Raw genomic sequence first — 12,763 nt, forward strand, 5'->3', positions numbered from 1 at the left:
CCGGGGGCCTTCCGTCGATCGCTTGAAATGTTACGCCGCGAACTCAGCGAGTTTCCCGAGTGCCGCGGACGCTATCTGCCGGGCTTCGCGGCGAAGCGCTGCTGGAGCAGCACGGCGACCACGATGATGATGCCCTTGGCGACGGCCTGCACGGACGAGGAGAGGTTGAGCTGCACGAACACGTTCGACAGCGTCGCGAAGATGAGCACGCCGAACACGGTGCCGGTGATCGTTCCGCGCCCGCCGATGAGCAGGGTGCCACCGACGACGACCGCCGCGATCGCGTCGAGCTCGTAGAGGTTTCCGTGCGTCGAGGTGCCGGCGGTGGTGCGCGCCAGCATCATGACGCCCGCAATGCCCGCGCACAGGCCGGCGATCGAGTACAGCCACATCGTGTGGCGCTTGACCTTGATGCCGCTGAGGCGCGCGGCCTCGGGGTTGCCGCCGATCGCGATCGTGCGGCGCCCGAAGGTGGTGCGGTTGAGCACGATCCAGCCGACGGCGGCGACGAGTACGAAGATCCAGATCAGCACGTCCACGCCCAGGATGTCGACGTTGAACGCCCGCTTGAACTCGCTGGAGTCGACGATGAAGTTGCGGTTGTCGGAGACGAGCTCAGCGAGACCACGGGCACCGACCATCATTGCGAGGGTCGCCATGAACGCGGCGACCTTGCCGTAGGCCACGACGATTCCGTTGATCAGACCCGCGGCGAACCCGGTGGCGAGCGCGACGACCACCAGCATGATCCAGTGGGTGTTCTCGACGATCACGTCCTGCATGATGTCGACGGTCGCGACGACCGACGCGAGGCCGACGACCGCGCCGACCGACAGGTCGATGCCGCCCGCGAGGATCACGAACGTCATGCCGATGCTGATCACACCGATCACCGACGCCTGGCGCAGGATGACGAGGATGTTGTCGAGGCCCGCGAAGCTGGCACCGTCAGTGATCGTTCCGACGAGGAAGATCACCGCGAGGGCGAGGACGAGGCCGAGGTTGCGCCCGACGGATCCGGAGAGGACTCGCCGGAGGGGCGACTGGGCCGTCTCTGTGGTTTCAGTGGTCTGCGTGCTCACGCTGCTGTTCCCTTCATAACGAGATCGAGCACGCCGTGCTCGTCGATCTCGGAGGAGTCGACTGTGGTCAGGAGGCGCCCATCGCCGATGACGAGCACGGTGTCGGCGAGGCCGAGCACCTCTTCGATCTCGCTCGAGATCACGACGACGGCATTGCCGGCGTCCGCGAGCGCACGGATCAGGGCATAGATCTCCGCGCGGGCGCCGACGTCGACGCCGCGGGTGGGTTCGTCCAGCAGCAGGATGCTGCTGCCGTGCACGAGCCAGCGGGCGAGCAGGATCTTCTGCTGGTTGCCGCCGGACAGGGTTCCCGCCGCGCGGGTGGAGTCGGCCGGGCGCAGCTCGAGCGCGTCGATCTGCTCGTCCGAAACGCGGCGCTCTGCGCGTTCGTCGAGCCAGCCTCCGCGCGCGATGTGCTGGAACGACGAGAGGGTGACGTTCTTGAAGATCGGATCCCCGAGGATCAGACCCTGCGACTTGCGCTCCTCGGGGCTCAGCCCGAGGCCCGCCGCGATGGCGGCCGTCACGGATCCGCGCGGCAGCTTCTTGCCACGCGCCGTGACCGTGCCGCTCGTCGCCTTGCGGGCGCCGTAGACGGTTTCGACGATCTCCGACCGGCCGGAACCGACGAGGCCGGCCAGGCCGACGATCTCTCCCGCGCGCACGCGGAAATTGACGTCGTCGAACTCGCCGTCGAGCGCGAGGTCTTCGACCTCGAGCATCACGGGAGCATCCGCCGGCACGCCGGGACGATCGGGGAAGACGTTGAGCACTTCGCGACCGGTCATGTGTTGGATCAGCACATCGGTCGGGGTGTCGGCCACCGAGAGGTTGCTCGCGGTCGACGCGCCGTCCTTCAGAACGGTGATGCGGTCGCCGATCGTGCGGATCTCCGCGAGGCGGTGGGTGATGTAGATGACCGCGATGCCCTGGGACGTGAGCTCTTTGACGACGCGGAAGAGGTTGTCGACCTCTTCGGTGTCGAGCACCGCGGACGGCTCGTCCATGATGATGAGCTCGATGTCGTGCGACAGCGCGCGGGCCATGCTGACGATCTGCTTCTCGGCCGCGCTCAGCGAACCGACGTCGGCGTTCGGCGACATCGACCCGTGTCCGAGCCGGTGGAGGATCTCGCGGGTCTTCGCGAACTGCTCGGCGCGGCGCGTGATGCCGCCGCGGGCGAGCTCGTGCCCGAGGAAGATGTTCTCGGCGATCGTGAGGCCGTCGACGACATCGAGCTCCTGGTACATGGTGGCGATGCCGAGGTCGATGGCCGACTGCGGGCCGTCGATCGCGGCCTTCTCGCCGTGCCACAGCAGCTCGCCCTCATCGGGGGAGTGCACGCCGGCGAGCACCTTGATCACCGTCGACTTCCCGGCACCGTTCTGGCCGAGGAGGCAGTGCACCTCGCCCGGGGCGACGTCGAGGTCGACACCGCGGAGCGCGATGACGGACCCGAAGCGCTTCGTGACGCCTCGGACGGAGAGTAATGACGATGGGTGGTCCACTTTGATCACGTGACGAACATAACATGTCGGGCGCTCGTTGCAACAGGGGAATTTTCGTCCGGCGCGCGGAGTTTCTCCGAAGTACCGATTCCCGGAAGCGCGGCATGGATCCGCGAGCTGACGGCATCGAGCGCGACTTATAACGATCTTCACGCAAAAGCTGTGCATGCCGACACGAGTTCTGCTAGCGTCGGGCCTGTCGGCGCGGACAGCCCTGTGTGAACCGGGTGTGTGCCGACCCGTCTGCACCACTTCAAGGAGGAAACATGCAGGTACACAGCACATGGCGCCGGCCGCTGCTCATGGGAGCAGCCGCGCTTGCCGCCGTCGGTCTTCTGGCCGGTTGCACGAGCGATGGCTCGGAAGGCGAAGACGGCGGGGACGACACCACCGCCGAGCAGTCGACGGAGAACGGCACAGAGGGCGGCTCGGGCGACGGCACGGTCGTCATCGGCTGGTCCGGTCCCGCGATCTCCCACGGCTGGCTCGGATCCATCGGCCAGGCGGCCGAGGACGCCGCGGGCGAGTTCGACGATGTCGACCTGCGCTCCGCGGAGGGCACCGACGACGCGAACGCACAGATCGCCGCGGTCGAGCAGTTCATCAACGACGAGGTCGACGTCATCGTCATGCTTCCGAGCGACGGGGCCGCGCTCACGCCGGTCGCGCTCGAGGCGATGGAGGCCGGCATCCCGGTCGTGAACGTCGACCGCGAGTTCTCCGACCCCGACGCCGCGCGCGTCACCGTCCTCGGTGACAACTACGGCATGGGCGTCTCGGCGGGCGAGCACATCTGCGAGCAGATGGAGGGCATCGACGATGCCGTCATCGGCGAGATCGCCGGCATCGACTCGCTGCCGCTGACGCAGGACCGCTCGCAGGGCTTCGAGGATGCGCTCGCCGAGTGCGACCTCGACGTCGACGCGCGCGTCGCGACCGACTTCACGGTTGCCGGCGGCGAAGAGCAGACCGCGTCGCTCCTGACGGCGAACGATCACTTCGACGCCATCTGGAACCACGATGACGACCAGGGCATCGGTGTCCTCGCCGCCATCAACAACGCGGGTCGCGACGAGTTCATCCTCGTCGGCGGCGCCGGCAGCAAGAACATGATGGAAGAGATCTCGAACCCGGACAGCGTCGTCGAAGCGACGATCATCTACCCCTACACGCAGGCTGCGGACGGCATCAAGCTCGCCCGTTCGCTCGTGAAGGGCGAGTCGCTGACCGAGCTGCAGTCGGCGGGCGTGCCGCGCCGCATCGTGCTCGATGCCCCCGTGGTGACCGAGGAGAACGTCGACCAGTACATCGATCAGGCCTTCGAGTCCTGATCCGCTGACGCCCGCGATGACGACTGGAGCTGAGGAGGCACAATGGCGCTGAAGGATCTGATGGAGCTGATCCGGGCACCTGCCGTGCTGACTGTGCTCGGAGACGCCATCGCGGGCGCCACGGCGGCGCACGGCCGGGTCGGTCGATCCGGCATCGCCGCCTCCGCCTCGTCCGCGGGGTTCTACGCCGCGGGCATGGCGCTGAACGACTTCGCCGACGCCGACCTCGACCGGATCGAGCGCCCCGAGCGCCCGATCCCGTCGGGTCGCGTGTCGAGCGGGAAGGCGCTCGGCGTCGCCACGGCGCTCACGGCAGGCGGTCTCGCGGCCGCCTCGAGCGCCGGACCGCGCGCACTGCGCATTGCGCGACCGCTCGCGGCGTGCGTCTGGTTCTACGACCTGATCGGGAAGAAGACCGCCCTCGGGCCGCTCTCGATGGCCGCGTGCCGCGGGCTCGATGTGATCATGGGCGCCGCCGAGAACGGCTGGCGCTCCGCGGTTCTTCCCGCCGGTGCGATCGCCGGCCACACCCTGACCGTCACGCAGGTCTCCCGAGGAGAGGTGCACGGCACCTCCCGCATCGCGGCGGTTTCGGCCGCCGTCGTGGCGATCGGGGCCGCGAGCGCGGCGGTCGTCCGCGGCGCGCGTTCGGGCCGTCGCGGCGGCACCGTCGGATCCGTCATCGGCGGCGCGGCGTTCCTCGCCTCGGTGCTGCCGGCGTTCGTGCGCGCCGCGCGCGATCCGAGCGCCGACAACGCCCGCGATGCGACGCGTCGCGGCATTCGAGGGATGGTGCCGCTGCAGGCGGCCTTCGCGGCATCGCACGGATCTCCGGGCGGTGCCGTCTTCCTGGCCGTGATCGATGGTGCGGGCCGAGTGATCGGGGCCCGCAGAAAGCAAGGAGATGTCACATGACCTCTGACCCCACGACGAGGTGGGTTCCCGCTTACGGAACGAACGGATTCGGCGAGCACACGCTCGAGGCGGCTCTCGACGTCATGCAGCACACGGGGTACCGGGCGCTCGGCCTGACCCTCGGCACCACTCACTTCGATCCGTTCGCCGACGACTGGCGCGAACGCGCCGAGGCGCTCGCCGCGGATCTCTCGCGCCGCGGCTTCCGCGTCGCGGTCGAGACCGGATCGCCCTATCTGCTCGACGCGTTCGTGCCGTTCGCGCCGTCGCTCGCCGCGGATGACGCGTCGGCGCGCACCGCCCTGATCGAGCGCGCGATCGACATCGCTGCGATCATCGGAGCCGATTGCGTGTCGACGTGGAGCGGCGCTCTCCCCGAGGGCGTCGGGGAGGACGCCGCGTTCGAGCGCCTCGCCGAGCGGATCCGCCCCCTCGTCGCCCGTGCGGAGGACGCCGGGGTGAGGCTCGCGATCGAACCGGAACCGGGCATGATCGTCGATACGGTCGCGAAGGTGCTGCGGTGGCGCGAGCTCGCGGGCAGCCCTCAGAACCTCGGCGTCACCGTCGACATCGGCCACGCGATCGTGGCGGACGAGCCGGGCGGCGCCGCGGGAGCGATCCGCGCCGCCGGCGACCTGCTGTTCAACGTGCACGTCGACGACATGCCTGCCGGACGCCACGACCACCTTCCCCTCGGCGAGGGCGATCTCGACCTCGCCGCCACGTTCGCCGCGCTCGACGAGGTGGGCTTTGCCGGCATCGCCGCGGTCGAGCTGCCGCGTCACGCCGGCGAGGCGCCCCTGCGTGCCCGGCAGAGTCTGCAGTACCTCGAACGCCTGGGCGAGGGCGCGCAGGATCCGTGGACGGCCGACGCCGTGACGCGGATCGCGTCGGACCCCGACCGTGCCGAGGAGCTGTTCGCGGATGCGATCCGTGCGGTCGGGCGGGGCGAACCCGCCGAGCGCGCCCGCATCGCCCTCGTCGTGGCGCTCGCCGAGCACCCCGCCGGCCCGGGCGTCGCCCGCGACCTGTATCGCCGCGGCGACGCCGAGGAGCGCCTCGCCGTCATCAAGAGCCTGGCCGCCCTCGCGCCGACCGACGGATCCGCCTGGCACGACACCGGCATCGAGATCGTCACCGACGCGCTGCGCACGAACGATCCGCGCGTCGTCGGCGCCGCGATGGGCGAGTTCGCCCGGCGCCACCTCGACGACGCGGCCTGGCGGCAGGGCGTGCTGAAGCTGGTGTTCATGGACGCGCCGCTCGACCAGGTCGCCGGCCTCCACGAGCGCCGCGACGACGAGCTCGCCGCGATGGCGGATCGCTTCGCGGCAGAACGCGCGGCGGCCGGCCGCACCATTCCCCACGACCTCGCGCTGATCCGCGAGTCGACGGTCTCGAGGTGACCGATATGCGCATCTTCGATCCCCACATCCACATGTCGTCGCGAACGACGAACGACTACGAGGCGATGTACGACGCCGGCGTGCGCGCCCTCGTCGAGCCCGCGTTCTGGCTCGGTCAGCCGCGCACCTCCGCCGCGAGCTTCATCGACTACTTCGACTCGATCATCGGCTGGGAGCGTTTCCGGGCCAGCCAGTTCGGCATCCGGCACCACTGCACGATCGCACTCAACCCGAAGGAGGCGAACGACCCGCGGTGCCGCGAGGTGATGACCGAGCTGCCGCGCTACCTGCGCAAGGACGGGGTCGTCGCGATCGGCGAGACCGGGTACGACTCGATGACGCCGGAGGAGGACGAGGTGCTGGCGCAGCATCTCTCGCTCTCGCTCGAGTTCCAGCTGCCCGTCATGGTGCACACGCCCCACCGCGACAAGGAGAACGGCACGCGCCGCACGCTCGACGTCGTGCGCGAGTCGGGCGTGCCTGCGAACGCCGTGCTCGTCGACCATCTCAACGAGATGACGGTCGACATGGTGCGCGACTCCGGATCCTGGATGGGCTTCTCGATCTACCCCGACACGAAGATGGACGAATCGCGCATGGTCGCGATCCTCCAGCGCATCGGCCTCGACCGCGTGCTCGTGAACTCCGCGGCGGACTGGGGCCGGTCCGATCCGCTGAAGACGCTTAAGACGGGAAACGCGATGCTCGCCGCCGGTTTCACGGCCGACGACGTCGACCGCGTGCTGTGGCGCAACCCCGTCGAGTTCTACGGCCAGAGCGGTCGGCTGAACCTCGAGCCCGTTCCCGGGTTCGATGCGGCGTCCCCGCCGTCCGAGACGTTCTCGGGCAACTCGATCCTGCGCGGCGCGCCCGCGGCCCAGGGGGCCTGACATGCGGCTGTCCTACTGCACCAACGTGCACCCCGCGGAAGACCTCGACGGCATCATCGCGCAGCTGCACGGCCACGCGGGTCCCGCACGGCGGGCGGCCGGGCTCGGTCGTCTCGGCGTCGGCCTGTGGCTGCCGGTCGACGCGGCGGCGCTGCTCGCTCGCGACGCCTCCGCGCGCGCTCGCCTCGCCGAGGCGCTCGAGAGCGAGGGCCTGGATCTCTTCACCGTCAACGCCTTCCCGTACCGCGGTTTCCACGAGGACGTCGTGAAGCTCGGCGTGTATTCGCCCGACTGGACCACGGCCGAACGGCTGGCGTTCACCCGCGACTGCGCGACGGCTCTTGCGCACCTGCTGCCCGAGGGATCCGCGGGCAGCATCTCGACGCTTCCCCTCGGCTGGCGCGAGGGATGGACCGCCGCGCACGACGAGGCGGCGGCCGCCAACCTGGCCGCGCTGCACGCGCACCTCGCGCAGCTAGAGCGCGAGACCGGACGCGTCGTGCGCATCGCCGTCGAGCCCGAGCCCGGCTGCATCCTCGACGACGTCGCGGATGTCGTGGGCTGGCTCGCGGCCCGCCCCGCGCTCATCGCCGATGGGCGCATCGGCGTGTGCCTCGACACGTGCCACCTCGCGGTCTCGTACGCGGATCCGGCCGCCGCCGTGCGCGCGATCGACGACGCGGGCGTTCGCGTGGTGAAGGTGCAGGCCTCGGCCGCGCTCGAGGTGCCGGATCCGTCGAACGCGCGATCCGCCCTCGCGGAGTTCGCGGAGGCTCGGTATCTGCACCAGGTGCGCACGCATCCGCGGGGCGGGCAGGTTCTTCGGGCCGACGACCTCGTCGACGTGCTCGCGGATCCCGACTGGCCGACGGATCGCCCGTGGCGCGTGCACGTGCACATTCCGCTGCACCTGACGCCCCGTTCGCCGCTCGCCTCCACGCAGCGCGTGCTGCGTGAGGCTGTCGGCGCCGTGCTCGAGACCGAGCACGGGCGAGAGGCCCACCTCGACATCGAGACGTACACGTGGACGGTGCTGCCCGCCGAGATGCGGCCGACGACGCTCGCCGACGGAATCGCCGGCGAGCTGCGCTGGGCGGCGCGCGAGCTCGCCGCGGCGATCGACGGCCCGATCGCCCGGACGAAGGAACAGGAGATGGTTCGATGAAGAAGGTGCTCTTGCTCGATGTCGTCGGTCTGACGACCGATGCCCTCGCGCACATGCCGAGGCTGGCAGAGCTCGCGAACCGCGGGCGCCAGACGCACATGAACACGATCCTGCCGGCCGTGACGTGCAGCGTGCAGTCGACGATCCTCACCGGGCGCATGCCCCGCGAGCACGGCATCGTCGGAAACGGCTGGTACTTCCGCGGGCTCGGAGATGCGATGCTCTGGCGGCAGCACAACACGCTGGTGACGGCCGACAAGATCTGGGACACGATGCGCCGCGAGGGCGACTATCGCGTGGCGAACGTCGGCTGGTGGTACGCGATGGGCGCCGCCACCGAGGTCGCCGTGACCCCGCGCCCGATCTATCACTCCGATGGGCGCAAGAGCCCCGACGCCTACGTGCGCCCGGCCTGGCTGCACGACGAGCTCGTCGGTTCCTTCGGCGAGTTCCCGCTGTTCCAGTACTGGGGCCCGACGGCCTCGATCGCGTCGAGCAACTGGCTGATCGGCGCCGCACAGGGCCTGCTGTCGCACCGGTGGAGCGACGACGAGAACGACCTCACGATGGTCTACCTGCCGCACCTCGACTACGCGCACCAGAAGTACGGTCCGCATGCGCCCGAGTCGGCGGAGGCCGCAGCCGAGCTCGACGCATCGCTCGCCCCGTTGCTCGACGACGCCGAGAACCTCGGCATGACCGTGATCGCGCTGGCCGAGTACGGCATCGCGCCGGCGTCGCGGCCCGTGCACATCAACCGCGCGCTGCGGCGCGAGGGCCTGCTCGAGGTGTACGTGCAGCAGGGCCTCGAGCAGTTGGATCCGTGGACCTCGCGCGCGTTCGCCGTCTCCGACCACCAGGTCGCGCACGTGTACGTGAACGATCCGGCCGACCTTGCGCGCACCGCCGACGTGCTCCGCGAGCTGCCGGGCGTCGACCTCGTGCTCGACCGCGAGCACCAGGCGGCGTACGGCATCGATCACGAGCGCGCCGGAGAGCTCGTCGTGGTCGCCGAGCCCGGCGCCTGGTTCACGTACTACTTCTGGCTCGACGACGACCGCGCGCCCGAATACGCGCGCGCCGTCGACATCCACAAGAAGCCCGGATACGACCCCGCAGAGCTGTTCATGAACCCGGCGGATCCGCTCGCGAAGGCGAAGGCGGGCATGAATCTCGTGAAGAAGAAGCTCGGCCTGCGGTACGCGATGAGCACGGTGCCGCTCGACGGATCCTACGTGCGCGGCACGCACGGACGGCTGCCGGACAGCCTGCACGATACGCCGCTGCTCATCTGCTCCGATCCATCGCTCATCGGCGACGGCGTCGACAGCATCGACGCGACCGCCGTGCACGAGCTGCTTCGCCAGGCGCACGGCGCCCCCGTGCAGTCGGCGGTGGGCACGTGAGGGCCGAGTTCGTCGTTCTCGTCGACGATGACGGCAACGAGATCGGCACGGCGCCGAAGGCCGAGGTGCACTCGGCCGAGACGCCCCTGCACCGCGCGTTCTCGTGCCACGTCTTCGACGGGGCGGGTCGCGTGCTCGTGACGCGTCGCGCGCTCACCAAGCGGGCGTGGCCCGGTGTCTGGACGAACGCCTTCTGCGGGCATCCGGCGCCGGGGGAGGGCGACCTCGACGCGATCGATCGCCGCGCGCGGCAGGAGCTGGGGCTCGAGGTCCGCGACGTGCGCGTCGTCGACCCGGGTTTCCGCTACCGCGCCACCGACTCGGCCGGCATCGTCGAGAACGAACTCTGCCCGGTGTATCGGGCGACCGCCGCATCGGACATCGAACCCGACCCGCGCGAGGTCGATCAGTGGCGATGGATGGACCCGGCCGACCTCGCGTCGATCGTGCGCCTCGCCCCTCACCTCGTCAGCCCCTGGCTCGTCGGCCAGGCGGCCGCATCTCCTCACCTTCTCAGCGAACGCGAAAGGACACACACATGACCGACACACTCCGCGTGGCCATGATCGGCTACGGGTTCATGGGGGCCGCGCATTCGCAGGCCTGGCGCACGGCGCCGAGGGTCTTCGATCTGCCGAAGAAGATCGAGATGTCGGTGATCGTCGGGCGCAGCGCCGACGCGGTCGCAGAGGCCGCCGACAAGTGGGGCTGGCGCGAGGCCGCGACCGATTGGCGCGAGGTCATCGCGCGTGATGACATCGACGTCGTCGACATCGTCACGCCCGGCCACTCGCACGACGAGATCGCGATCGCGGCGCTCGCGGCGGGCAAGCACGTCCTGTGCGAGAAGCCGCTCGCGAACTCGGTGGCCGATGCAGATCGCATGGCGGATGCCGCTGAGGCGAGCTCGGCGATCGCCATGCTCGGCTTCACCTACCGGCGCGTTCCCGCGCTGACGCGGGCCCGCGACCTGATCGCCGAAGGCCGCGTCGGCACCGTGCAGCAGGTGCGCGCGGCATACCGGCAGGACTGGCTCGTCGATCCGAAGGCCCCGCTGTCGTGGCGTTTGAAGAAGGATCAGGCGGGTGCCGGCGCGCTCGGCGACATCGGCGGGCACGCCGTCGATCTCGTGCAGTTCCTGACCGGTCAGACGCTGGAGCGCATCTCGGGCGTCATCGAGACGATCATCTCCGAGCGCCCGGTCGAGACCGAGCGCGTCGGGATCGCGGGCGTCGGCGGCGACGAGATGGGCGAGGTGACGGTCGACGACCTCGCGCTGTTCACGGGGCGTCTCTCGGGTGGGGCGCTCGCCTCGTTCGAGGCCACGCGCTTCGCGACGGGCCGCAAGAACGAGCTGACGGTCGAGATCTCCGGATCCGAGGGCGCGATCGCGTTCAACCTCGAGGACATGAACGTGCTCCACGTCTACGACCGCACGGTGCCGGGCGTCGACCAGGGGTTCACCCGAGTCATCGTGACCGAGCCCGATCATCCGTACCTCGAGGGCTGGTGGCCGGCGGGTCACATGCTCGGGTACGAGCACGCGTTCAGCCACCAGGTCAAGGATCTCGTCGAGGCGATCGACCAGGGCACCGTGCCGGCACCGACGTTCGCTGAGGGCGCGCAGGTGCAGCGCGTCATTGCGGCAGTCGAGGAGAGCTCGGCGCAGGACGCGCGCTGGGTTCAGGTTTGAGAATCACCGTCAAGGAGGACATGACATGACACGACCGATCACACTTTTCACCGGCCAGTGGGGCGACCTTCCCTTCGAGGAGGTCTGCCGACTCGCGGGCGAGTGGGGCTATGACGGGCTGGAGATCGCCTGCGGCGGCGACCACCTCGATCCCTCGCGCTGGGACGACGACGCATACGTGCAGTCTCGCCGCGACATCCTCGAGAAGAACGGCCTGAAGGTCTGGGCCATCTCGAACCACCTCACCGGCCAGGCGGTGTGCGATGACCCGATCGACTTCCGTCACCGCGACATTCTGACTTCTGAGGTCTGGGGCGACGGCGAGGCGGAGGGCGTGCGTCAGCGCGCCGCCGAGGAGCTGAAGAACACCGCGCGCATCGCCGCGAAGCTCGGCGTCAAGACGGTGACGGGCTTCACGGGATCCGCGATCTGGAAGTACGTGGCGATGTTCCCGCCCGTCTCGGACGACGTGATCGAGGCCGGCTACCGCGACTTCGCGGATCGCTGGAGCCCGATCATCGACGTGTTCGAGGAGGAGGGCGTGCGCTTCGCGCTCGAGGTGCACCCGTCGGAGATCGCGTACGACTACTGGACGGCGAAGAAGACGCTCGAGGCGATCGGCGATCGCCCTGGGTTCGGCCTGAACTTCGACCCGTCGCACTTCATGTGGCAGCAGCTCGATCCGGCGGCCTTCGTGCTCGATTTCGCCGACAAGATCTACCACGTGCACGTCAAGGAGTCCGTGACGAACCTCGACGGCCGCAATGGCGTTCTCGGCTCGCACCTGCCGTGGGCGAACCCGCGCCGCGGGTGGACGTTCGTGTCGACCGGCCACGGCGCCGTGCCGTGGGAGCAGCTGTTCCGTGCGCTGAACGCGATCGGATACGACGGGCCGACGAGCGTCGAGTGGGAGGACGCCGGTATGGATCGCCTGCAGGGTGCGTCGGAGGCCGTGGGCTTCGTGCGCAAGCTCAACGCGATCACGCCTCCTGGAGCCGCGTTCGACTCGGCGTTCTCGAACCGCTGAGTCTCACGAGAATGGCCCCGGATCCGTGAGGATCCGGGGCCATTCTCGTTATGGCGTCGTGCTTATGCGTGGTCGTCGTCGAAGCCGCGGAGGTCGTCCGCGGTCTTGTCCAACCACTGCGCCATCGCGCCCACCGACTGCGCGGCCTCTTTCAAGCTATCGGTGAGTTCCTGGTAATTCGTGCGGTAGTTCTCCGACGCCTTCTCCGTCTTGAACCCGTCCTCGACGAGGTCATCGACCACGCCCTGGAGATCCTCGAGGAGCTGCTCGATATCGATCTGCCCATCCTCGAGCTTCTTCGAGGCATCGTCCATCCGGTCGAATGAGACTCCGAAATCAG

At 69.3% G+C, this 12,763-nt stretch carries 12 protein-coding genes; 9 read left to right on the plus strand and 3 right to left on the minus strand.

Annotated elements, in window-relative coordinates:
• Nucleotides 1–71: 71 nt before the first annotated feature.
• Nucleotides 72–1,082, minus strand: coding sequence for an ABC transporter permease (locus G510_RS16435; protein ID WP_051216667.1), 1,011 nt, complete (start codon nt 1,080–1,082; stop codon nt 72–74).
• Nucleotides 1,079–2,599 carry a sugar ABC transporter ATP-binding protein gene (locus G510_RS0110205; protein ID WP_245563303.1) on the minus strand — a complete coding sequence of 507 codons (1,521 nt, stop codon included), beginning with the start codon at nt 2,597–2,599 and terminating at the stop codon, nt 1,079–1,081. Before G510_RS0110205 ends, G510_RS16435 begins: the two co-directional genes overlap by 4 nt.
• Before the next feature lie 257 nt (nt 2,600–2,856).
• Here G510_RS0110205 and G510_RS0110210 point away from each other — a divergent pair, with 257 nt between their 5' ends.
• From G510_RS0110210 to G510_RS0110250, 9 genes are read left to right on the plus strand one after another with little or no spacing between them, the layout of a single operon-like run.
• On the plus strand, nt 2,857–3,921 hold the full coding sequence (locus G510_RS0110210) for a substrate-binding domain-containing protein (RefSeq protein WP_029153556.1): 1,065 nt from the start codon (nt 2,857–2,859) through the stop codon (nt 3,919–3,921).
• 42 nt (nt 3,922–3,963) lie between these two features.
• A complete protein-coding gene (locus tag G510_RS16440; protein ID WP_036322815.1) occupies nt 3,964–4,836 on the plus strand; it encodes an SCO3242 family prenyltransferase in 873 nt (290 codons plus the stop codon).
• Nucleotides 4,833–6,242 carry an EboA domain-containing protein gene (locus tag G510_RS0110220; protein WP_029153557.1) on the plus strand — a complete coding sequence of 470 codons (1,410 nt, stop codon included), beginning with the start codon at nt 4,833–4,835 and terminating at the stop codon, nt 6,240–6,242. Before G510_RS16440 ends, G510_RS0110220 begins: the two co-directional genes overlap by 4 nt.
• 5 nt (nt 6,243–6,247) lie before the next feature.
• A complete protein-coding gene (locus G510_RS0110225; RefSeq protein WP_029153558.1) occupies nt 6,248–7,132 on the plus strand; it encodes a TatD family hydrolase in 885 nt (294 codons plus the stop codon).
• Nucleotide 7,133: 1 nt separating this feature from the next.
• A complete protein-coding gene (gene eboE / locus G510_RS16445) occupies nt 7,134–8,297 on the plus strand; it encodes a metabolite traffic protein EboE (RefSeq protein WP_051216669.1) in 1,164 nt (387 codons plus the stop codon).
• On the plus strand, nt 8,294–9,703 hold the full coding sequence (locus G510_RS16450) for an alkaline phosphatase family protein (RefSeq protein ID WP_036322817.1): 1,410 nt from the start codon (nt 8,294–8,296) through the stop codon (nt 9,701–9,703). The genes eboE and G510_RS16450 overlap by 4 nt, the downstream gene beginning before the upstream one ends.
• Nucleotides 9,700–10,245: an isopentenyl-diphosphate Delta-isomerase gene (idi, locus tag G510_RS16455; RefSeq protein ID WP_036322819.1), complete on the plus strand. Its 546-nt coding sequence runs from the start codon at nt 9,700–9,702 to the stop codon at nt 10,243–10,245. The genes G510_RS16450 and idi overlap by 4 nt, the downstream gene beginning before the upstream one ends.
• A complete protein-coding gene (locus tag G510_RS0110245) occupies nt 10,242–11,396 on the plus strand; it encodes a Gfo/Idh/MocA family protein (protein ID WP_029153559.1) in 1,155 nt (384 codons plus the stop codon). Before idi ends, G510_RS0110245 begins: the two co-directional genes overlap by 4 nt.
• Before the next feature lie 25 nt (nt 11,397–11,421).
• Complete coding sequence (locus G510_RS0110250; protein WP_029153560.1) at nt 11,422–12,423, plus strand: sugar phosphate isomerase/epimerase family protein; 1,002 nt, start codon at nt 11,422–11,424, stop codon at nt 12,421–12,423.
• Nucleotides 12,424–12,485: 62 nt separating this feature from the next.
• Here G510_RS0110250 and G510_RS0110255 read toward each other — a convergent pair.
• A partial coding sequence (locus tag G510_RS0110255; RefSeq protein ID WP_245563305.1) for a WXG100 family type VII secretion target occupies nt 12,486–12,763 on the minus strand: 278 nt, incomplete at its 5' end.

It is taken from the genome of Microbacterium gubbeenense DSM 15944, assembly GCF_000422745.1.
Taxonomy (GTDB): domain Bacteria; phylum Actinomycetota; class Actinomycetes; order Actinomycetales; family Microbacteriaceae; genus Microbacterium; species Microbacterium gubbeenense.

Bases quoted from the DNA above. Each gene is read 5' to 3' on its own strand.
- G510_RS0110250 (WP_029153560.1), top strand. From the start codon at position 11,422: ATGACACGACCGATCACACTTTTCACCGGCCAGTGGGGCGACCTTCCC.
- G510_RS0110210 (WP_029153556.1), top strand. From the start codon at position 2,857: ATGCAGGTACACAGCACATGGCGCCGGCCGCTGCTCATGGGAGCAGCC.
- eboE (WP_051216669.1), top strand. From the start codon at position 7,134: ATGCGGCTGTCCTACTGCACCAACGTGCACCCCGCGGAAGACCTCGAC.
- G510_RS16450 (WP_036322817.1), top strand. From the start codon at position 8,294: ATGAAGAAGGTGCTCTTGCTCGATGTCGTCGGTCTGACGACCGATGCC.
- G510_RS16440 (WP_036322815.1), top strand. From the start codon at position 3,964: ATGGCGCTGAAGGATCTGATGGAGCTGATCCGGGCACCTGCCGTGCTG.
- G510_RS0110245 (WP_029153559.1), top strand. From the start codon at position 10,242: ATGACCGACACACTCCGCGTGGCCATGATCGGCTACGGGTTCATGGGG.
- G510_RS0110220 (WP_029153557.1), top strand. From the start codon at position 4,833: ATGACCTCTGACCCCACGACGAGGTGGGTTCCCGCTTACGGAACGAAC.
- G510_RS0110225 (WP_029153558.1), top strand. From the start codon at position 6,248: ATGCGCATCTTCGATCCCCACATCCACATGTCGTCGCGAACGACGAAC.